Genomic DNA, 21,004 nt, shown 5'->3' with positions numbered 1-21,004 from the left:
CAAGGAACCCCCATCGTGCCCAAGCTGTCCATCCTCCGCCGCGCGCTGCTGCTTGCCGCCGGCGCCTGCCTGCTGAACGCCGCCCACGCCCAGGGCGACAACTACCCGAACAAGGTCATCAAGCTGGTCGTGCCCTATGCGCCGGGTGGCGGCACCGACGTGCTGGCGCGCCTGGTCGCCAAGGAGATCCAGGACAAGCTGGGCCAGCCCTGCATCGTCGAGAACAAGGCCGGCGCCAATGGCATCCCCGGTACCGAGTACGCGGCCAAGGCGGCGCCGGACGGCTACACATTGATGATGGCGCCTTCGGGCCCGCTGGTGATGAACCCGGTGCTGCAGAAGACCTTGCCCTACAACCCGCAGAAGGACTTCGTGCCGATCTCGGTGGTGGGCCGCCTGCCGCTGTTCATCACCGTCAATTCGACGCAGCCGTTCAAGACGGTGAAGGAGCTGGTGGACTACGCCAAGGCGCACCCGAACGAGGTGACCTATGCGTCGAGCGCGCCGCTGTTCCAGCTGGCCACGGAACTGTTCAAGCAGAAGACCGGCACCAACTTCCTGGCCATCCCGTACAAAAGCAGCGGCGAGTCGACCATCGCGCTGACCGGCGGGCAGGTCACCATCGCCATCGCCGACGTGCCGCCGCTCGCCGGCCTGCTGAAGGCGGGCAAGCTGCGCGCTCTGGCCTACACCGACGAGCACCGCAACGCCGCCTTCCCCGAGGTGCCGACGGTGGCCGAGGCCGGCCTGCCCGGCACCGAGGTGGCGACGCTCGTGGGCGTCATCGCGCCGGCCGGCACGCCCATGCCCATCGTCCGCAAGATCCAGAACGTGGTGGTGGAGATGGTGAAGCGGCCCGAGGTGCGCGAAGCCTTCATGAAGATCGGCGTCGAGCCGGTGGGCAACACCTCGGAGGACTTCGCCAAGGCCATCGCCTTCGACCTGGACCGCTGGGCGACGGTGGCCAAGCGCGCCAACATCCAGCCGCAATGAGGCCCACCGTCGCCGAGGCCTTCCTCGCGCTGCTGAAGGAGCGCGGGGTGGACCGGTTCTACATCGGCGCCGGCACCGACACGGCGCCGCTGGTGGAGGCCTATGCGCGTTCGGCGGAGAGCGGGCTGGCGTTTCCGCAGCCGGTGATCTCCACGCACGAGAACGTGGCGGTCGGCATGGCCCATGGCTACTACATGGTCACGGGCCGGCCGCAGGCGGTGATGCTGCACGTGAGCGTAGGCGCGGCCAATGCGGTCTGCGGGCTGTTCAACGCGGCGCGGGCCCAGGTTCCGATCCTCTTCACGCCGGGGCGCACGCCGGTGTTCGAGGGCGGCCACGAAGGTTCGCGCGACAGCGAGATCCAGTGGTCGCAGGAGATGTTCGACCAGGCCGGCATGCTGCGCGAGCTGGTGAAGTGGGACTACGAGCTGCGTGATGGCAGCAACGTGCACCAGCTGGTCGACCGCGCACTGGCGATCGCCATGGCGCATCCGCGCGGCCCGGTGTGCCTGACCCTGCCGCGCGAGGCGCTGGCGGCGCCGCTGCCGGAGTCGGCGCCCTGGCCGCTGCCGGCTCCCGCGCAGGTGGCGCCGGCCGGGCCCGCGCCCGATCCCGCGGCGGTCGCGCAGCTGGCGCGTGCTCTCGCATCGGCGGAATTCCCCGCCATCCTCTGCACCGGCAGCGGGGCCGATCCTTCGACGGTGGCCGCGCTCGCGTCCTTGAGCGAGCGCTTCGGCATCGCCGTGGGCGATGCTCGTTCGCGCTACACCTGCTTTCCGTCCAGCCATCCCCTCTTCCTGGGGCACGACCACGTCGTCGTGCTGAAGCGCGCGGACGCGCTGTTGTTCCTGGAAGCCGACGTGCCCTGGGTGCCGAAGAAGGGCGAGCCGGTGGCGAAGCTGGTCGCGCATGCGGGCACCGACCCGCTGTTCACGCGTTATCCGCTGCGCGGGCATCGCACCGACCTGGCGATCACGACGACGATTGCGCAGTTGCTGCCGGCGCTGTCTTCCGCGCTGGAGGATTGCGGCGCCTTGCGCGACGCCGACGCGCGGCGTGCGCGTGCCTTGGCTTGGGCCGGGGAGCTGCGCAGCGCCGCGCGTGCCCGCGCCGATGCCGACACGCAGCGCGGCGGGGCGATCAGCAAGTCCTTCCTCACGGCGGCGGTCACGGCGACCTTGCCGGCCGACGCACTCGTCGTCAACGAATACCCGGTCGCCCGCGAGCGCATGCCCTTCGACGAGCCCGGCCGCTACTTCGTGCATCCCACTTCGGCCGGCCTGGGTTGGGGCTTTCCCGCGGCGCTGGGCGCGCAGCAAGCGGCGCCGGATCGCACCGTCGTCGCCATGCTGGGCGACGGCGCCTACCTGTTCGCCAATCCGGCGGCCTGCCACCACGCGTCGCAATTGCACGGCTTGCCTGTGCTGGTGATCGTGTTCGACAACGGCGGCTGGGAAGCGGTGCAGAACGCCGCCACCCTCGTCTACCCGCAGGGGACGGCGGCGGCGCAGGTGCGCGCCGGCGGCAGCGCGCCCTTGTCCAATCTCGCGCCGCTGCCCGACTTCGCGCGTTATGCGGAGGCCAGCGGCGGCGCCGGCTTCCGCGTGTCCGAGCGCGCCGAGCTGGAAGACGTGCTGCGGCGGGCCTTCCGCGTCGTCCGCGAAGAAAAGCGGCAAGCACTCGTCCACGTCACCGGCCGCGGCTGATCCCCCCACTCGTCATTCCCGCGCCCCCCACTCGTCATGCCCGCGAAGGCGGGAACCCAGGGCTTCCGATGAACGCATTTCTCGACCAACTGAGCTCCGGCGCCGCCCCCTCCGCCGGCACCTTCCTGATGTCCGCCAGCCCGCTCATCGCCGAGGCCGTCGGCTGCTGCGGCTTCGACTGGGCCATCATCGACGGCGAGCACTCGCCGATCGACACGATGGACCTCGCGCACATGCTGCAAGCGCTGGGCACCACGCCCACGGTGCCGGTGGTGCGCATGGCCTGGAACGACACCGTGCTGGTGAAGCGCGCGCTCGATGCCGGCGCGTCCACCCTGCTCTTCCCCTTCGTGCAGGATGCCGAAGAGGCGCAGCGCGCGGTGCGGGCCACGCGCTATCCGCCCGAAGGCATCCGCGGCATGGCGGGCCTCAGCCGCGCTTCGCGCTTCGGCGCGGTGCCGGACCATTTCAAGACGGCCAACAGCCGCATCGGCGTGGTGGTGCAGATCGAGACGCCGGCCGCGCTGGACGGGCTGGAGGAGATCGCTTCGGTGCCGGGCGTCGACGCCCTGTTCATCGGCCCGACCGACCTGTCGGGTTCGATGGGCCTGCACGGCAATGGCGCGCATCCCGACGTGCAGCGCGCGCTGCAGGATTTCGCGCGCCGCTGCAACGCACTCGGCAAGCCGGCCGGGACGCTGGCCGCGTCGGCCGAGCAGGCCAGGCAGTACGGCGAGGCCGGCTTCCGCTTCGTGGCGATCGGCTCGGACCTGGGCCTGCTGACGGGGAATGCGCGAGGGATGCTGGCGAAGCTGCGGGAAGGGGCGGCCAAGCCCTCAGGCAGCTATTAGTTGTCATCCCGGACTCGATCCGGGATCCACGCCACGCCTGCATGGATTGCGGCTCGGGGCCGCAATGACAACAATGCGGCATCCCCCAAGGAGTCCGCCGCATGCCCTCTCCCTTCTCCGCCCGCCGCCAGGCCTTCCGCCGCCTTCACGACGCCGGCTGCTTCGTCATTCCCAACCCCTGGGACGTCGGCAGCGCCCGCTACCTGCAGTCGCTCGGCTTCCAGGCGCTGGCCACCACCAGCTCCGGCGCAGCCTGGAGCCGGGGCATGGCCGACGGCGACATGCAGTTCGAAGGCGTGCTCGCCCACCTGCGCGAGCTGGTGGCCGCGACCGAGCTGCCGCTCAACGCCGACTTCGAGGACGGCTTCGCCGACGATGCCGAAGGCGTCGCGCGCAACGTGCGGCTCGCCATCGAAACAGGCATCGCCGGCGTTTCCATCGAGGACTCCACCGGCGACGCCGCCGACCCGATCCGTCCGCTCGCCGCTTCGGTGGAGCGCATGCGCGCGGCCCGCAAGGCCGTCGACGACGCCGGCGGCGAAGTGCTGCTGGTCGGCCGCGCCGAGAACTTCTTCTGGGGCCGCAAGGACCTGGACGACACGATCCGGCGCCTGCAGGCCTACGCCGAAGCCGGCGCCGATTGCCTCTACGCGCCGGGCATCTCCACCCGCGAACAGATCACCGCGGTGGTGCAGGCCGTCGCGCCCAAGCCGGTGAACCTGCTGGTGGGCTCGGCGCTGCCCTTCAACCTGCAGGAGCTCGCGGCCATGGGCGTGCGCCGCGTCAGCGTCGGCGGCGCGCTGGCGCGCTCGGCCTGGGGTGGTTTCATGCGCAGCGCCCGCCTCATCGCGGAGCAAGGCCGTTTCGACGGCTTCGCCGACGCGGCCAGCGGGGCCGAGTTGAACCGGCTCCTGGGCGCGTCCTGAAAACGGGGTAAGCCTCCGGGTTCACCCCGGCCCAGGTGGCGCGCCCCCGCCGTAGCATGCCCCGGTCCACAACCACCCTCCAGAGGACCCGATGACTGCTCGCCCGCGCTTCTCCTTCGTGCTGGTCGCCGTTGCCGCCTTCGGCTGCGGCTACGGCTTCTCCCAGGTCGCCGGCCCTGCCGACGCCAAGGGTTCCTCCACCAGGTCGCTGGGCCAGATCGAACTGGCCGGCGAGATCGACGGCATCGAGGGCCGCGCGCTGCGCGCCCGCGCCGTCACCATCGAGCCCGGCGGCCACGTGGCCGCGCACAGCCACAAGGGCCGGCCCACGCTGGAATACGTGCTGCAGGGCGACGTGGTCGAGATCCGCAACGGCGTCGAGATCCCGCACAAGGCGGGCGAGATGGTCGTGGCGAAGCAGGACGTTTCGCACTGGTGGGAGAACCGCGGCCTGACGCCAGTAGTGCTGCTGCCGGTGGATGTGTTCAAGCCCTGAGGAGGCGCCATGCCGCTCCCACGCCGCTCGCTGCTGCTCGCCGGCGCCGCCGCGTTCGCCGCCCGCGCGCAGACGGGCGGCGGCCACGCCGGCCACGACGCCCTCTACGAACGCCTGAACGCGCCGGGCCGCATCGACCGGCCGGCCGAAGCCGACGTTCAAAGCCTGTTCGACAGCCTGGCCCCCAAGGCCGCGACGCCGGGCCGCTGGACGCCGAAGGCGCCATTGCCCTTGCCGCGCAGCGAGATGGCCTGGGCCGTCGCCATGAACGGCCGCATGCACCTGGTGGGCGGCTACGGCGAGCAGCGCGTGGACCGCGCCTACCACCACGTCTACGACCCGCAGCGCGATGCCTGGGGCCGCGCCGCGCCGCTGCCGCGCGGCGCCAACCACGTGGGCGTGGCGGTAATGGGCGACACGCTGTACGCCATCGGCGGCTTCCTCGAGCAGAACCGCCACCCGGACCCCGAGTGCTACGCCTGGAGCGCCCGCGAAGACAAGTGGCGCGCCATCGCGCCGCTGCCGCAGGCGGGCGGCTCGGTGGCCTGCGTCAACTTCGAAGGCAAGCTGCACGCGATCGGCGGCGCCATCGGCGACACCTTCGACACCAAGAAGTCGGTCGACTGGCATCTGGTCTACGACCCGCAGGCCGACCGCTGGACGCGCGCCGCGCCGCTGCCCACCGGCCGCGACCACGTCGGCGCAGTGGTGGCCAACGGCCTGATCCATGTCATCGGCGGACGCGTCGACAGCTTCCACACCAACAGCAACCTGCACCACAGTTACGAAGCCGCCACCGACAAATGGACCATGCGCAACCCGCTGCCCACGGCGCGCTCGGGGCACGGCGCCGTGCTGGTGGGGCAACGCATCTTCGTCATGGGCGGCGAAGGCGTGAACCGGGTGTTCGGCCAGAACGAGGCCTACGACCTGGTGCGGGACCGCTGGGAACAGTACGCACCGATGATCACTCCGCGCCATGGCCTGGGCGCCGCGGCGATCGGCAACACGATCTACGTCGCGGGCGGCGGGCCGGTGAATGGCGGCGCTTTCCAGAGCGCAGTGCACGAGGCGTTCACGGTCGCCTAGACGGTCAGGCCAAGCCACCGATCATTCAACGTCCCGCTGCCCCCACTCGCCAGATCACGTCGCCGACATCGTCCGCCACCAGCAGCGAATGCCGGTCGGGCCCGATCGCCACGCCCACCGGCCGGCCGTAGGATTCGCTTTCGTCCGGCGCCAGGAAGCCGCTCAGGATGTCGCGCGGAGGCTGCCCGCTCGGGCGTCCGTTGGCGAAGGGCACGAAGACCACGCGGTAGCCGCTCAAAACGCTGCGGTTCCACGAGCCGTGCTGACCGATCACCATGCCGTCCTCGTCGAAACCGGGCAGCGTGCCGCGCGGCATCCAGCACAGGCCGAGCGATGCGGTGTGGCCGCCCAACGCGTAGTCCGGCGTGATCGCCTGCGCCACCCGCGCTGCGTCCTGCGGCTGCACGCGGTCGTCGACGGTGCGGCCCCAATAGCAGTACGGCCAACCGTAGAAGCCGCCCTCGCGCACCGAGGTCAGGTAGTCGGGCGGGGTTTCGTCGCCGAGGCCGTCGCGCTCGTTGACCACCGTCCACAGCACGCCCGTCTGCGGCTCCCAAGCCAGGCCCACCGGGTTGCGCAGGCCCTCGGCGAACACCCGGCTGCGGCCGCTCGCGAGATCCAGCTCGAAGATGCAGGCGCGCTCCTGCTCCACCTCGAAACCCAGGTCGCCGATGTTGGTGAGCGAGCCCACGCCGGCATACAGGCGCAGGCCGTCGGGGCTGGCCAGCAGGCTGCGCGTCCAGTGGCCACCGGGCTTGAAGCGCACGAGCGGCCGGCCGGCGGCCTGGATGCGGGTGCTGCCCGGCGCGTAGGGAAACGCCATCACGCCGTCGGTGTTGCCGACGTAGAAGGTTTCGCCGATCAAGGCCATGCCGAACGGCTGGCTCAGGCCTTCGAGCAGCGTGTCGCGGATTTCCGCGGTGCCGTCGCCGTCGGCGTCGCGCAGCAAGGTGATGCGGTTCGGGCTGGGCCCGATCGCCGCCGCGCGCTTCATCGTCGCGACCATGGCGCGCTCGAACACGGTCTTCGGCGGCCCGGGCATGAACAGCGCCTCGGCGACGGTGACGTCGCCGTTCGGCAGCACGTGGATCCAGCGGGGATGCTTCAGGCCGGTGGCGAAGGCGTTGGCGGCGAGTCCCGGCGCCGCCGCCGGCAACTGCCCCAGCGCCCAGCCGCGCGCGGTGGGCATCTTGAGCGTGGGGACGGCGCCTTGCGGGCGGCCGGCCGGAATCTCCGGCGCGCCGCCCACGGCGGGTGGCGGCACGGGGCCTTGCGTGCGGCGCCGCCACGCCACGGCGGCTTCGCCAACCAGCGCGACGCCGCGCGAGAAGAGAGTCGTCTGTCCGCTCATCATCGCTCCCCCGGCCTTGCCGGCCATCGGCGCACTCTAACAAAGCCGCCGGCCGCCCGGTTGTCCCCTGTTCTGGGGACATACGGATTCCGCGCGCCTCCGTAGCATCCGCCATTCCGAAACGGGGAGGACGCATGCCGGACATCGCAGCCTTGAAGCACGCACGCCACGAACTGGGCCTGCCTGAAATTCCCAGCCTCGTGCCCGGGCACGCCGTCCTCGGCAAGGGCTTCAACATCTTCGGCCGCTACAACGCCGCCTCCGCCAAGGCCACCCTGTTCGACATGACCCAGCCGGCGCTGCGCGTGTGGCGCTCGCCGCAATCGGGCATGCTCTACCTCCTGCCGCAGAACGTCGACGACCCGGTGGAACTCGGCGTGCAGAGCGGCGAATCGACGACGTTCAACTCCAAGTCCAGCGTCAGCCAGTACTTCAGCGCGCAGGCGAACGTGTCCGGCAAGTACGGCATGTTCAGCGCGGAGTTCGACGCCGCCTTCTCCAGCGTCGGCCAGCAGATCGCCGACTACTACCTGGGCCTGGTCTGCGTGCGCAGCAAGAACTACAAGCTGCGGCTGCTGGACGCCTCCATCGACAAGCTGGCGCCGTGGGTGCTGGACGACGCGGACTTCAAGGGCCTGCCCACCGAGTACAAGCCGGCCGACAAGGAAAACGTCCGCGCCTTCTTCGCCTTCTTCAACAAGTTCGGCACGCACTTCGTGAACGAGGTGGACATGGGCGGGCGGCTGGACTACTACACGGCGATCGACAAGACGTACAGCAAGTCCGAAACCGACTTCAAGGCCAAGCTCAAGCTGGAAGCCAAGGCGGTGTTCTTCGCGGCGAAGGCGGAGGCCGGCGTCGCCTGGAACCAGCTGGGCGAGGACTGGGCGTCCAAGCGCATCGTCCGCATCAGCGCCACCGGCTCCAACACCATCCTCGAGGCGCTGGTCCCCGGCTTCAACGACAACTTCCACTGGATCTACAACCAATGGCTGGTCGACCTGCGCTTCATGCCGATGCCGGTGGACTTCTCGCTGGTCCCGATCCATTCGCTGTTCTCGGGCGCCCAGGCCCAGGCCTTGAAGGAGGCCACCGAGGCCTATGCGGGCAACAACCTGACGCTGTACACGCCGGACGACTATGACGTCTACAAGCGCTCCTCGGGCTTCGCCAACCTGAACGACAAGCCGCTGTCACTGGCGCCCAGCCTGGGCTCGCCCGGCGTGCGCGCGCTGGTGCTGGACCGCGCGACGCTGGCCGTGAAACTGGACAAGGCGTACCGGATCACGGAGCACTCGATCGACCCGGAGACGCTGAAGGAGTACGCCGCCGTCGTGGCGGACCTCGACCCCTACCAAGGCAACCGCGACGTCATCGTGGCGATCCTGATCTGGTGGGTGTCCGGCGTGCAGCTCTATCCGAGCGTGCCGCTCGCCAACCTGCTGAAGAACCTTGGCGCGGGCGACGCCATGGACACCTGGTGGAGCCTGAAGCATACCTCCTCGGCCCTGGGCCTGGTCTCCTACGGCATCGTCGGCACCTACGGCGGCAGCGCGCCGGCGCTGGAGGCCTTCGCGATGCACGACAACACCGCCACGCGCGGGCTGCTGCTGGAGGCTTTCCTGAAGCCGGAGTACTCGGGCGGGGTGTTCCGCTACGTTCCGTCCTGAAGGCGGGGCCAGCCATGCCAAATGAATTCGGCATCGGGCGATTGATGAAGATCGACGATGTCTCGGACATGAACCCGACCTTCGCGCCCATCGCGTTCCTCGCGCAGTCGCAGCATGGCCCGGGGCTCTATGCGGTGTTTCCGGCGCATGTCCTGCAGAAAAGCTATTACCGCAAAGGCATGTGGGCGTATCTCGACAACGTTCACACCATCGGTAGCGAACCGCCACAGGCGGGACCAACGACCACGTGGCCCGTCGCATCGCCCCCATTGACCCAGACGCAGACCGTTTTCGTCAATACCGGGGTGCCAGGCCTGATCCCCGACAAGTGGGAGATGGTGACCGGCGTGGTCCCGCTGAAGATCGGGACGGAAATCCTGGGGCCCGTCGTCTACCGGAGCGCTTATTCAGCCCCGTCGGATGTCTGGAAGTCGCCCCCCTGGGCCATGGCCTCTCTGGACCTCGCGGTCGCCTTCGTCAACCCGAACCGGGCCTTCCGAAGCGACGCATTCCACCTGCCCGGCCAGGGCAATGGGTTCATTCCGCCCGGCCCGAACTTCCCGCTGCAGAAGGACAGCATCGTTCGTGTCTGCACCGAGTTCGTCACTGGCATCAAGGACATTTCCGTGAAAGTGGAGGACGTCGACCCGAACGGCTGCATCTTCGACGTCCTGCCCCAGGACGGGGTCCTGGAGCCAGGGTTCTCGGGAGCACCGGTCGTCTACGACTGCGGCGGCGCCGAACCCATGCTCGTCGGCTACGTGATCCACGGCGAGAGCAACCTGCAGAACCGGACCACCGTCTTGCGTGCGGATGCGGCACTCCAGCATCTCCGGACGTTCTGCCCCGCGCTGGGCCTGTCGATCGCGGACGCTTCCCTGGCCAGCCGGGCGGTCTGGAACGCGAATCCCAACGTCCCCGGCCAGAACAACTTCTACCAGTTGGATGGCGACTGGCCTTCCTGACCATGCGGATCCTCACGGTCGGCTACGGCGCCGCAGGCTATGGTTTCGGCCGCGTGCTGCGGGCGCTCGTCTCCGCCTGGCTGCCGCAGCACGAGGTCTCGCACTTCGAGATGGGCGGCGCCGCGGATCCCGACTTTCCATGCGTGGTGGCAGGACGGCTGGCGCCCGAGGACAGGTCGGGCTTCCGTGCGCTGGCGGCGCAGGCGGCGGCCAGCCAGCCAGACCTCGTCTTCCTGTACCTCGAAGCCTTTCCCGCGGCCCGGGCTGTGCACGCCCTCAAGGCGGCCGCGCCGGCCGTGCCCGTCGTCGTCTATTGCCCCATCGACCACGAGTTCCACGTCGACGCCTCGCTGGCGCCACTGGGGCAGGCCGACCGGCTCTGCGTCTTCACCGACTTCGCGGCGCGCTACCTGGAGCAGGTGCTGCGCTCGCTGGGCGCTTTCGACAGGCCCACCTGCGTCGTGCCCCACGGCATCGACCTGCAACGCTTCGCTCCCCTGGCGTCCGAGCCGGCCAGCGCCCGGCGCATGGCCAGGGCCACGCTGTTTGCGTCGCGGCCCCACCTGCACGACGCCTTCATCGTGCTGAACGCCAATCGCAACCAGCCCCGCAAGCGGCTGGACCTGACGATCGACGCCTTCGCCCGGTTCGCCAGGGGCAAGGAAGACGCCTACCTGTACTTCCATGCGGGCATGCGCGACCAGGGCTGCCGGCTGCTGCCGCATGCCGAGCGGCGCGGCATCGCCGAGCGCCTGCTGTTCACGCGCTGGGACGCAGAGCACCCGCGCGTCACCGACCCACACCTGAACCTGATCTACGGCGCCTGCGACGTCGGCGTGAACACCGCGGTTGGCGAGGGCTGGGGCCTGGTCGCATTCGAGCACGCGGCCACGGGCGCCGCCCAGATCGTGCCGGACCACACGGGCTGCGGCGACGCCTGGAGGGGGCACGCGCTGCTGGCGGCGTCCACCGCTCGCGAGGACCCGGCGCTGGGTACGCTGCACGAGGTCGACCCGGGCGCCCTGGCGGCGCAATTCGAGTTGCTGTATGGAAACGCGCGGCTGCGGGAAAGCTGGAGCGCCAGGGCGCTGGAACACGTGCGCCGCAACGGGGAATCCTGGCCCCAGGTGGCGCAGCGTTTCGAAGCGATCTTCTCGGACCTGCGGACGTGCGCGCCATCCAGCCCATCCTGAGCCGCCGGCAAGACGGCACGCAGCTGCTGCGCTGGCGAGGCATCGACGTGCTGCTGCGCGACACGCCGGGCTCGAACGCACTCGAAGCGATCGCCCACGACTTCCTGTGCAACCGCTACGGCCTCGATGCCCTCGAGCTCCGGCCGGGCGACCTGGTGCTCGACGTGGGCGCACACGTGGGTGCCGTGAGCATCTTCTGCGCCCTGCGCTGGCCGCAGGCCGTCGTCCACGCGTACGAGCCCATGCCCGCGAATTTCGACAACCTCGCCTGGGCGCTGCGCGAAAACGGCGTGCGCAACGTGCTCGCCTGGAACGAGGCGCTTTCCGGCGACGGCCGGACGCTGCACCTCGGAGCCTCGCCCAGCAACAGCGGGAGCGCAAGCGCCTTTCTTCCCGGCGCTCGGGACGTTCACGCGGCTTCCGTCAGCCTCGCCACGGCGTTGCGGCGGGCGAGCGCCGCGCGCTGCCGCTTCCTCAAGATGGACTGCGAGGGCATGGAACACGAGTTGTTGCGCGATCCCGCGGTGGCCGGACGGGCCGATCTGCTGGCCGTGGAAATCCACGCTTCCGATGCGCTGCGCGCCGCGGGGCACGACGCGGCGAAGCTGCAAGCGACGTGCAGGGAACGGTTCGGGGAGCGGCTGCTGCGCAGCCACGTCTGCGACTGCTGAAGTCGCCGAGCGTTGTTCCGTGGTCAAGATCACGTAGGTCCAGGTTGCGACGGCCCATGTCGCAGCTACGGCCCGGCTGCGGCACCGACAGGCGGCGATTGTCTGCGGGATACCCCGGCGGCAAGATGCCTGCCGGAAGGAGACATGCCATGGACCTCGGACTCAAGGGCAAGCGGGCACTCGTCACCGGCGGCACCAAGGGCATCGGCCGGGCCATCGCCGATACCTTCGCCGCGGAAGGCGCCAGTGTCTCGGTCTGCGCGCGCAACGCCGGCGAGGTGGAAGACGCGGTCGCCGCGCTGAGGAAGAAGGACGTGCCGGCCTTCGGCCGCGCGCTCGACGTCGCCGACGCCAACGCCCTGGAGAGCTGGGTCCGGGCCAGCGCCGCGGCGCTGGACGGCATCGACGTGCTGGTGTGCAACGTCAGCGCCCTGGCCGTCGGCGACTCGCCCGAGAGCTGGGCCAAGTCCTTTGCCACCGACATGATGCACACGGTCAATGCAGTGGCCACCGCGGTGCCTTTCCTCGAGAAGTCGGACTGCGGCTCCATCGTGCTCATCTCCAGCGTCTCGGGCTTCGAGGTCGACTTTGCCGCAGGCTCCTATGGCGCCACCAAGGCGGCGCTGATCCACTACGCCAAGGGCCTGAGCCGCAAGCTGGTCGACCAGAACATCCGCGTCAACTGCGTGTCGCCGGGCAACACCTACTTCGACGGCGGCATCTGGCAGAACATCGAGAAAGGCATGCCCGACCTGTTCGCGTCCACGCTCAAGGTCAACCCGACGCACAGGTTCGGCACGCCGCAGGAGGTGGCCAACGGCGTGGTGTTCATCGCCAGCCCCGCCGCCAGCCGCATCTCCGGCGCCAACCTGGTGATCGACGGCGCGCTCACCGTCGCCGTCTGAAGGAGCAAGCCATGGGCGCCCTGGCCGGCCACACGATCCACAAGGACCACATCCACCACGGCTGGAACAACGCGTTCCAGCCCTGCCTGCAGATCGCGCCGGGCGAGACCATCGAATTCCAGACGGTCGATGCGTCGTCCGGCCAGCTGACGCGCGAATCGACGGCCGCGGACCTGGAGCGGCTCGACCTCGCGCGCGTCAACCCGGTCACCGGCCCCGTCCATATCGATGGCGCCGAGCCAGGCGACGCCTTGAAGGTGACCGTGCTGTCGCTGCGTCCTTCGGGCTGGGGCTGGACCGGCAACATCCCCGGCTTCGGGCTGCTCACCGACCAGTTCCCGCACGCCCGCCTGCATCACTGGAACTACGACCCCGGCCTGGCGCCGGCCATGTACGGGCCGGGCGGCCGCGTGCCGCTGCGGCCCTTTACCGGCACGATAGGCGTCGCGCCCGCGGCTCCCGGGCTGCACAGCATCATTCCGCCGCGCAACGTGGGCGGCAACATGGACGCACGCGACATCGCCGCGGGCACCGAGCTGTACCTGCCGATCGAAGTGCCCGGCGCGCTGTTCTCGGTGGGCGACACGCATGCGGCGCAAGGCGATGGCGAGGTCTGCGGCACCGCCATCGAAAGCCCGATCGACGTGGTGCTGCAATTCGAGCTGGTGAAGGGCGCCCGCCTGCGCATGCCGCGCTACGTGGTGCCCGGGCCGGTGACGAACCACTTCGACCGCAAGGGCTACGAGGTGACCACGGGCATCGGCCCCGACCTGATGCAAGGCGCGCGCGTGGCCGTTTCGGAAATGGTCGAACTGCTCGCCAGCCGCTACGGCTACGACCCGCTCGACGCGTACATGCTGTGCAGCGTCTGCGCCGACCTTCGCATCAGCTCCATCGTCGACGTGCCCAACTGGGTGGTGTCGTACTACTTTCCGCGGGTGGTGCTCGAGTAGCCGAAGGCGTCGCGCAGGTCCGTCACCACGCCGGCCTTCTGCACCTTGTAGCCAGGCAATTGGTTCACGGCCGTCTTGTACTTCGTGCTGCGCAGGACGGCGAGCACCTGCTGCAGCGCCGGCGCAGCCAGGGTCTTCTCGTGGCAGATCAGGCAGTAGCGCTCGGTCTGGCTGGGGATGAAATCGAGCTTGAACTGGCGCGCGGGCGTTTCCACGCCGTAGCCGACGTCGGCCATGCCGCTCGCCACGAAGGCGGCCACCGCCGCATGCGTGTATTCGCAGCGCTCGTAGCCCTTGATGCTGGCGGGCGCCACGCCATCCTTGCGCAGCAGCAGCTCCAGCAGCAGGCGCGTGCCCGACCCCGGCTGCCGGTTGATGAAGTTCACGCCGGGCCGGGCCAGGTCGCCGGCGCGGTAGATCTCCTTCGGGTTCCCGCGCGCCACCATGAAGCCCTGGCGCCGCGTGACGATGCTGATGACCTTCAGCGAGCGCGCGTTGAGCCACCGGCCATAGTGCTGCAGCACGTCGGCCTCGAACTCGCCCACGGGAACGTGGAAGCCCGCGACATCGCATTCGCCGTTGTGGAGCGAGACGACCGCCTCCAGGCTGCTCAGGTACTTCAGCTCGTTGGCGACGCTGGCCGCGGCGAGGAAGTCGTGCAGCAGCTGGATCGAGAAGCCGTGGCTGGCATGGATGCGAAGCAGGCCCGGTGAAGGCGAACGGGCTTTCTCGATCTCGGCGCTGAGTTCCGAAGCGAGCGAGGCGAGCAGCGGCGCCAGCCGGGCGACGATGCGCTTTTCCGCCCACACCAGCTTTTCGCCGAGCATGGTGAGCTTCGAGCCCTTGCCGCGCTCCATCACGATCAGCGCCTCGCCGAACAGCGTTTCGCCCTGGCGCAGGAGCTCCCAGGCGTAGCGGTAGGAGACGCCGGTGGCCTTGCAGGCGGCCGCCAGGCTGCCCAGCTCGTGCACCTTCACCAGCAGTTCGACCAGCCGCCGCGGCAGCGACTCGCCACCCGCCTGGCGGATGATCCATTCCGGCTTGATCGTGACCTCGTGCATGCCTGGCAGCCCTCTTGCAACGTGGGGGAAATACATGCGGCCGAAAGCCGGTTCGGGAAGCCGCCGGCCCCAGCAGGATCCCATGCTAAGCGCTGGCCGCGCCAAGCGCCATATCGGCTTTCCAGAGCCTATTTGGACGACACCCGTCTCATATTGCGCCGGCCCCGCATGTCCCCCTACGCTGGCGGCGAACCCTGCACAGGAGACGCTTTCGATGAACGCCCGCACCGACCTCCCCACCCACGACCTGCTGATCGCCGGCCGGCGGGTCGCAGCCCGCGACCGCGCCTACTCCACCACGCTCGATCCGGCCACGGAACAGCCCATTGCCTACGTCGCGCAAGGCACCGCCGAGGACGCCGACCGCGCGGTCGCCGCCGCGCGCGCAGCGCTCCCCGCGTGGAGCGGCATGCGCGCCGCCGACCGTGGACGCATCCTTTACCGGCTGGCGGAGCTGCTGCGCGCGCACGAAGAGGAACTGATCGCGCTGGAAAGCCTGGATGGCGGCAAGCCGCTGGCCGCGGTGCGCCGCCAGGACGTGCCCGCCGCCATCGACACCCTCGCCTACTACGCGGGCTGGGCCGACAAGATCAACGGCCAGGTGGTCCCCGCGCGGCCCGGCGCATTGACCTACACGGTGCGCGAACCCGTGGGTGTCGTCGCGGCCATCGTGCCCTGGAACTTCCCGCTGATGATCGGCATGTGGAAGATCGCGCCGGCGCTGGCCTGCGGCTGCACGCTGGTGGTGAAGCCGGCGGAGCTGACGCCGCTGTCGGCCTTGCGGCTGGCCGAACTCGCGCTGGAGGCCGGCGTGCCGGAGGGCGTGTTCAACGTGGTGACCGGCTCGGGCAGCGTGGTGGGCGAGGCGCTCGTCCACCATCCCGACGTCGACAAGGTCACCTTCACCGGCTCGCCCGGGGTCGGCCGGCGCATCATGCAGGGCGCGGCCGGCAACTTCAAGCGGGTGACGCTGGAGCTGGGTGGCAAGTCCGCCAACCTGGTCTTTGCCAACGCCGACCTCGATGCCGCAGTGCGCGCGGCCGCGTCCGGCATCTTCTTCAACGCCGGACAGGTCTGTTCGGCGGGCTCGCGCATCCTGGTCCAGGACGCCGTGTACGACGAGGTGGTGGAGCGGCTCGCGCAGCGCGCGAGCACCATCCGCGTCGGCAGCCCGCGGGAGAGCAGCACGGCGATGGGACCGCTCATCTCGGGCAAGCAGATGCAGACGGTGCTGGATTACATAGCCATCGGGCGGAGCGAAGGCGCGAAGCTCGCGGCGGGTGGCGCGCGCGTGGGCGACCAGGGCTACTTCGTCGCGCCGACCGTGCTGGCCGACGTGAAGCACGAGATGCGCGTGTCGCAGGAGGAGATCTTCGGCCCGGTCGCCAGCGTCATCCGCTTCCGCGACGAGGCCGACGCCATCCGCATCGCCAACGGCACGCAGTTCAGCCTGGCGGCCGGGGTCTGGAGCGCCGACATCGGCCGGGTGCATCGCGTGGCCAACGCCTTGAAGGCCGGCACGGTGTGGATCAACACCTACGGCTACACGGACGTGCGCCTGCCCTGGGGCGGCGCCCGCGATTCCGGGCTGGGGCGCGAGCACGGCGAGGCCGCGCTCGAGAACTTCACGGAGCCGAAGGCGATCTGGCTGGCGACGGCGTAGCGGCGCTACTTCGACCGCTTCACCAGCACCGGGTCGGCCTGGTAGCGCTCCGGGAACAGCTGCTTCAGGTGCTCGATCTTCGGCAGGTCGTTGTACGCGATGTAGGGCTGCTGCGGGTTCTCCGTCAGGTAGTCCTGGTGGTAGGCCTCCGCGGCGAAGAAGCCGCGGCTGTCTTCCAGCCGCGTCACGATGGGCTTGCCGTAGACGTGGGCTGCATCGAGCTGCGCGATATAGGCCTGCGCCACCGCGCGCTGCGCCGGGCTGGCAGGGAAGATCGCGGATCGGTATTGCGTGCCCACGTCCGGGCCTTGCCGGTTCAGCTGCGTGGGATCGTGCGCGACGGCGAAGAAGATCTGCAGCAGCGTGCCGTAGCTCACCTGCGCAGGGTCGTAGGTGACCTCGACCGACTCCGCATGCCCGGTGTTGCCCCGGCTCACCAGCTCGTAGGCGGCGGTCGGCGCCGTGCCGCCGGCGTAGCCCGAGAGCGCGTTGCGCACGCCCTTCACGTGCTGGTAGACGCCCTGCACGCCCCAGAAGCAGCCGCCCGCGAAGACGGCCTTTTGCAGCCCGCCGGCAGGCGGCAGGTCCTGCGCCGGCGGCGGGATGCGCGCGGCTGCCTCCGCCGAGCGCGCCGGGTCCTGCCACAGCAGCCCGCCGCCGAGAACGAGCGAGCCGCCGGCCAGCAGCTGGAGGACGCCGCGGCGGCGAGGTGGATTCGAAGCGCTGGCGTTCATGGCGAGGTCCTGTTCATTCGAAGGTGAAAGCATAGGCCACCACGGCGGGTCGTGCACTGCAGCGGGCGTCGCTGCCTAGCGCCGCTGGCGGCTGCGGAACGCTTCCTTGGCCGTCATGCCGAAGCCGTTCTGGCGCAGCAGTTCGCGCTCGATGTAGCGGCTCAGGCGCTCGCGCAGCTCCGGCACGGCCTCGCCATCGCGGTACACCTGCGGAAACTTGTACGAGAGCCAGGCGTAGAGACTCACGTCCTTGCTCAGGAACTCCGCTTCCTCCAGGAAACCGGGTTCGCGATCCCGCAGCCAGCCCGCGGGGCGCGGCAGCTGCAGCGTGCGCCCCTTCACGAATGCGAGCAGGCAGGTCTCGAAGTAGGCGAGCTCGTTTTCCTTGTCGTGCGAGATGGGCGCGCAGCTGAAAGTGAACTTGTCGGCCAGCGCCAGCTTGCCGGCCATCCGGTCCACCACCCGCGCCAGGCCCAGCTGCTCCTCCAGGGCGGCCGTCTCGAACAGCGAGCCCTTGGCCGCGATGCGCGAGGCGAAGTACGAAAGGATGGGCGCCACCTGCTGCGTGCCGAGCAACTGCGCCAGCGCGTCGACGTGCCACGGGCTGGGCGCGATGGCCAGCGCGGAGCGCATCCGCGGCTGCGCCTCGACTAGCATGCGGCGCACGTGCGGCAGGTCCTCCCGGTCCAGGGCGCTCACCCGGCCTTCGTCGTGCATCCCGAAGCGCCCCGCGCGGCCGGCAATCTGCTGCACCTCGGCGGCGTTCAGCGCGCGCGTCTGCACGCCGTCGAACTTGTGCACCGTCGAAAAGATGACGCGCCGCACCGGCAGGTTCAGGCCCATGCCGATGGCGTCGGTGGCCACCACCACATCCGCTTCGCCACTGGCAAAGCGCTCCGACTCCGTGCGCCGCACCTCCGGCGCCAGTGCGCCGTAGATGGTCGCCACCGACAGCCCCTGCTCGCGGTAGCGCGCGCTCAGGGTCAGGACGTCCTTGCGGGAGAACGCGATGACGGCGTCCCCCGGCTGCAGGCCGGCATCGGCATGCCGGCGCCCGCGGCGGCTGTCCACCGGGCCGTTCTCCAGCACCAGCGGCGTCTTGCGCTCCAGCACCACCGTCTCGTGGCGCTCGCCGATGGCGTCCAGCACCTCCACGCAGCGCTGGTGCACGGTGTCGGCGCCGCACACGTAGACGTCCCGGGCCGGCGCGCCGACCAGGGCGGACGTCCAGGCCCAGCCGCGGCCGGGGTCCAGCAGCATCTGGATCTCGTCGACGACGGCGACTTCCACCTCGTGCTCGGGGTTCATCATCTCCACGGTGCAGGCGGTGTGCTGCGCGCCCTCCATGCGGTCGTGCTCTTCGCCGGTGAGCAGGTTGCAGGGGATGCCCTGGGCGACCAGGCGGTCGCGGATTTCCATGGCCAGCAAGCGCAGGGGCGCCAGGTACACCCCGGACGCCGCCTTCTTCAGCGCCTCCAGCGCGTCGTGCGTCTTGCCCGAATTGGTCGGCCCCAGGCGGAAGTGGATCGTGCGGTCCAGGGCCCGCGCCACCGGGAAGGCCTGCGGGTAGTCCTTCAGGCGCACCAGGTCCTGGGCGCGCTCTTCCTCGATGCGGCGCAGCAGCTGGCTCACGGAGGCCACCAGCGCGTTCTTCAGGTCGTTGGCCACGTCCTGCTGGCGCAAGCCCTTCGCCAGCGACTGCTTGAGGCCAGCCAGCAGCTCCAGCCGCTGCGCCGCCGACAGCGCGTTCGCGTATTCGGCCACCAGGTCCGTCACCGCGTCGGCGATGGCCTGGCCCATGCTGGCGAGCTTTTCGGCGGCGAAGAAGGCGCCGACGCGCGCCTGCAGGTTGCCCACGTCGGCCGCGGTCCGGGGCACCGGCACGCTGGCCTGCAGCAGGACGACCGCCGGCCAGGCCTGGACCTCGTCGGGCGCCACCGCGACCATCACCGGCACGCTCGCGGCCTTGAAGCAATGGAGGTCGCCGTCTTCCTGCTCGCGCACGTCGCAGTGGTGCGCCGCCTTGGTCGCCTCGATGGCCGCCGCCAGGCGCTGGCGCGCCTGGATCCTGGCGATGCCGCGCGCGCGGGTCGACCGGTCTTCCGGCGGCAGCGTTTCCATGTCCGCCGCGCGCCAGGCGGCAATCTGCTCCCCGGAGAGCGCCTTCAGCACCACCGGGTCGAACAGGACGTGCAGGCTCTCCCGGCCGCCTTTGCGCACGGTCCGGTGCGAGGCCACCGGCACCCGTTGCAGCGCCGTCCACTCATCGAGCTCGGCACGCAGCACGGCCAGCAGCTCCATGGCTTCGTCCTGGCCGACGAGGCTCTGCTCCCACTGGCGCTGCGCCAGCTTCTGCTCGCGCGCGCGGCGTTCCAGCGCCGCCTGGTGGGCGGCCAGCTGTTCGTGCACCGCCGGGGCCAGCTCGAAAACCCTGCGCAGGGCGCTCGGCGAGGGGGGCACGCCGTGCACGTCCTGGAAGTCGCGCCGGAGTTGCCCGGACTGCAGCTGGTCGAAGGCTTCGATGGCGAAGCGTTCCGGGCTCACGCCCTGCGCGAGGATCCACGCCCGCAACTCACGCGCGACCTGCGCGACGCGTGCTTCCTCCGCCTCGCGCGCTTGCGTGGCCCGTTCGTCCCGGACGCGCTGCGCCTCGCGCTCCTGCGCCAGGCGCAACTGCTTGCGCTCTTCCTTGCTGAGGCCCGGCGCGTCACCCTGCAACTGCCTCAGGCGTTCAGCCCGCTCCTCGGGCCGCCAGAGTTTGGGCTGGCCTACCTCGCCGGAGGCCAACGCAGCGGCCAGCTGCTCGCCGGCCAGCTTCAGCTCGCCCAGCAGTTCCACCGGCCGCGCATGCTCGCCCAGGGCCGCCAGCGCGTGGAGCAGACCCAGGCAGGCGGCCACCTGCGCATCGCCGCCGTTGCGGACGAACTCCGCCTGGAAGCCGGCGTCCGCGGCAGCTGCATCGACCAGCGCCTCGATTTCGGGCGTGGCGGGCGTGCGCCAGAGGCTGCGCAAGGTGGCGCGCAGCTTGGCAGGCACTTCCGCGGAGGACGCGACCATCCCCGCGAAGAAAGCCACTTGCTCGTAGACCACCCAGTTGGGGTGGGCCAGCGGCAGGTCGGACGCGAGGGAGGCGGGTTGGTCGTGGAACGCGGAGGTCTCGGGCATCAAGTTGGTTTTCGGGGCGGCGCAGGCAAGCTCGGCGTCCATTTTGCAGAACTTGCCGAGATGGGGGCCGGGGGGCCCGATTGCAAGGCCTGGCCACGGGCGACAATCACGGGGATGGACGAATCCGACCACGGCACCGAACAACAGGTGATTCACGAAGCAGGCTTCTGGCGCGACAACGGCTGGACGGCCCGCGTCATCAAGAACGAGGACGACGACGGCTGGGCCGTCGCCATGACCCCCGACGGCCAGGTCGAGCCGGCGCTGGTCGGCCCCTGGACCATGGGCCGCGACAAGAAGAACCCCAAGCCCCTGGACACCTCCGCCTTCAACACGCTGGTGAAGACCGCCGCCGAATTCGTGCGCCGGCACGAGCAGCAGTTGCATGCGGCGCTGCATAAGCAGATCGACATTTCCTGCCACGCCGGCCGCGTGAGCGTCACGCTGGACATCGAGCCGGACGAGGAAAACCCGTCGGCCGTGCTGCGCGCCACGGACGCGTCGGACGAAGTGCTGGGTGAAGCGCGCGTCTCGCCCGGCTTCCGGCTCACGCGCGCCAGCGCGGAGGCCTGGGCCGAGGCCGGCTTCAGCGCGCAAGCGGTGCGGTGAACC

The 21,004-nt window shown here is 70.1% G+C and carries 18 protein-coding genes; 14 read left to right on the top strand and 4 right to left on the bottom strand.

The genetic code is table 11. The features are described from left to right. Nucleotides 1–15 precede the first annotated feature (15 nt). The 6 genes from HHL11_RS10940 (at nucleotide 16) to HHL11_RS10915 (ending at nucleotide 6,061) form a co-directional block, all read left to right on the top strand. On the top strand, nucleotides 16–993 hold the full coding sequence (locus tag HHL11_RS10940) for a tripartite tricarboxylate transporter substrate-binding protein (protein ID WP_169418411.1): 978 nt from the start codon (nucleotides 16–18) through the stop codon (nucleotides 991–993). Continuing rightward, nucleotides 990–2,699, top strand: a complete 1,710-nt coding sequence (locus tag HHL11_RS10935) for a thiamine pyrophosphate-requiring protein (RefSeq protein WP_169418410.1) — start codon at nucleotides 990–992, stop codon at nucleotides 2,697–2,699. The genes HHL11_RS10940 and HHL11_RS10935 overlap by 4 nt, the downstream gene beginning before the upstream one ends. A 68-nt stretch (nucleotides 2,700–2,767) precedes the next feature. Then, nucleotides 2,768–3,550, top strand: coding sequence for an HpcH/HpaI aldolase family protein (locus HHL11_RS10930; RefSeq protein ID WP_169418409.1), 783 nt, complete (start codon nucleotides 2,768–2,770; stop codon nucleotides 3,548–3,550). Nucleotides 3,551–3,651: 101 nt separating this feature from the next. Next, the gene (locus HHL11_RS10925; RefSeq protein ID WP_169418408.1) at nucleotides 3,652–4,476 is read left to right on the top strand and encodes an isocitrate lyase/PEP mutase family protein; all 825 of its coding nucleotides are present in this window, start codon (nucleotides 3,652–3,654) and stop codon (nucleotides 4,474–4,476) included. A 91-nt stretch (nucleotides 4,477–4,567) separates the two neighbouring features. Further along, entirely contained in the window at nucleotides 4,568–4,972 is a 405-nt protein-coding gene (locus HHL11_RS10920) for a cupin domain-containing protein (protein ID WP_169418407.1), read from the top strand. 9 nt (nucleotides 4,973–4,981) lie between these two features. Continuing rightward, on the top strand, nucleotides 4,982–6,061 hold the full coding sequence (locus HHL11_RS10915; protein ID WP_169418406.1) for a Kelch repeat-containing protein: 1,080 nt from the start codon (nucleotides 4,982–4,984) through the stop codon (nucleotides 6,059–6,061). A 25-nt stretch (nucleotides 6,062–6,086) separates the two neighbouring features. Here the strand turns inward: HHL11_RS10915 and HHL11_RS10910 are convergent, their stop codons facing one another. Continuing rightward, complete coding sequence (locus HHL11_RS10910) at nucleotides 6,087–7,415, bottom strand: PQQ-dependent sugar dehydrogenase (RefSeq protein WP_205964397.1); 1,329 nt, start codon at nucleotides 7,413–7,415, stop codon at nucleotides 6,087–6,089. A 131-nt stretch (nucleotides 7,416–7,546) separates the two neighbouring features. Between HHL11_RS10910 and HHL11_RS10905 the strand changes: the two genes are divergently transcribed. The 6 genes from HHL11_RS10905 to HHL11_RS10880 all read left to right on the top strand — a co-directional run bounded on the left by HHL11_RS10905 (nucleotide 7,547) and on the right by HHL11_RS10880 (nucleotide 13,769). Next, nucleotides 7,547–9,082, top strand: a complete 1,536-nt coding sequence (locus HHL11_RS10905) for an MAC/perforin domain-containing protein (protein ID WP_169418404.1) — start codon at nucleotides 7,547–7,549, stop codon at nucleotides 9,080–9,082. 44 nt (nucleotides 9,083–9,126) lie between these two features. Then, on the top strand, nucleotides 9,127–10,047 hold the full coding sequence (locus HHL11_RS10900) for a hypothetical protein (RefSeq protein ID WP_169418403.1): 921 nt from the start codon (nucleotides 9,127–9,129) through the stop codon (nucleotides 10,045–10,047). A gap of 2 nt (nucleotides 10,048–10,049) precedes the next feature. After that, nucleotides 10,050–11,240, top strand: a complete 1,191-nt coding sequence (locus HHL11_RS10895) for a glycosyltransferase family 4 protein (protein WP_169418402.1) — start codon at nucleotides 10,050–10,052, stop codon at nucleotides 11,238–11,240. Then, nucleotides 11,216–11,911: an FkbM family methyltransferase gene (locus HHL11_RS10890; RefSeq protein ID WP_169418401.1), complete on the top strand. Its 696-nt coding sequence runs from the start codon at nucleotides 11,216–11,218 to the stop codon at nucleotides 11,909–11,911. Before HHL11_RS10895 ends, HHL11_RS10890 begins: the two co-directional genes overlap by 25 nt. 149 nt (nucleotides 11,912–12,060) lie before the next feature. Further along, nucleotides 12,061–12,816: an SDR family NAD(P)-dependent oxidoreductase gene (locus HHL11_RS10885; protein WP_169418400.1), complete on the top strand. Its 756-nt coding sequence runs from the start codon at nucleotides 12,061–12,063 to the stop codon at nucleotides 12,814–12,816. A gap of 11 nt (nucleotides 12,817–12,827) precedes the next feature. Then, nucleotides 12,828–13,769: an acetamidase/formamidase family protein gene (locus HHL11_RS10880; protein WP_169418399.1), complete on the top strand. Its 942-nt coding sequence runs from the start codon at nucleotides 12,828–12,830 to the stop codon at nucleotides 13,767–13,769. On the opposite strand, the gene HHL11_RS10875 is transcribed toward HHL11_RS10880, so the two are convergent. After that, the gene (locus HHL11_RS10875; protein ID WP_169418398.1) at nucleotides 13,742–14,830 is read right to left on the bottom strand and encodes a substrate-binding domain-containing protein; all 1,089 of its coding nucleotides are present in this window, start codon (nucleotides 14,828–14,830) and stop codon (nucleotides 13,742–13,744) included. The two genes, HHL11_RS10880 and HHL11_RS10875, sit on opposite strands and share 28 nt — an antisense overlap. 214 nt (nucleotides 14,831–15,044) lie before the next feature. Here HHL11_RS10875 and HHL11_RS10870 point away from each other — a divergent pair, with 214 nt between their 5' ends. Further along, entirely contained in the window at nucleotides 15,045–16,493 is a 1,449-nt protein-coding gene (locus tag HHL11_RS10870) for an aldehyde dehydrogenase family protein (protein WP_169418397.1), read from the top strand. 5 nt (nucleotides 16,494–16,498) lie between these two features. Here HHL11_RS10870 and msrA read toward each other — a convergent pair whose 3' ends face one another. Both msrA and HHL11_RS34350 read right to left on the bottom strand, forming a co-directional pair. Then, nucleotides 16,499–17,227, bottom strand: a complete 729-nt coding sequence (gene msrA / locus HHL11_RS10865) for a peptide-methionine (S)-S-oxide reductase MsrA (protein ID WP_169418396.1) — start codon at nucleotides 17,225–17,227, stop codon at nucleotides 16,499–16,501. A 75-nt stretch (nucleotides 17,228–17,302) separates the two neighbouring features. Next, a complete protein-coding gene (locus tag HHL11_RS34350) occupies nucleotides 17,303–20,392 on the bottom strand; it encodes a helicase-related protein (RefSeq protein WP_240980053.1) in 3,090 nt (1,029 codons plus the stop codon). A gap of 114 nt (nucleotides 20,393–20,506) precedes the next feature. Here HHL11_RS34350 and HHL11_RS10855 point away from each other — a divergent pair, with 114 nt between their 5' ends. Continuing rightward, a complete protein-coding gene (locus tag HHL11_RS10855) occupies nucleotides 20,507–21,001 on the top strand; it encodes a hypothetical protein (protein ID WP_169418395.1) in 495 nt (164 codons plus the stop codon). Nucleotides 21,002–21,004: the final 3 nt, after the last annotated feature.

The organism is Ramlibacter agri (assembly GCF_012927085.1).
In the GTDB taxonomy this organism is placed as follows: domain Bacteria; phylum Pseudomonadota; class Gammaproteobacteria; order Burkholderiales; family Burkholderiaceae_C; genus Ramlibacter; species Ramlibacter agri.
This window is presented reverse-complemented; position numbering and strand designations above follow the sequence as displayed.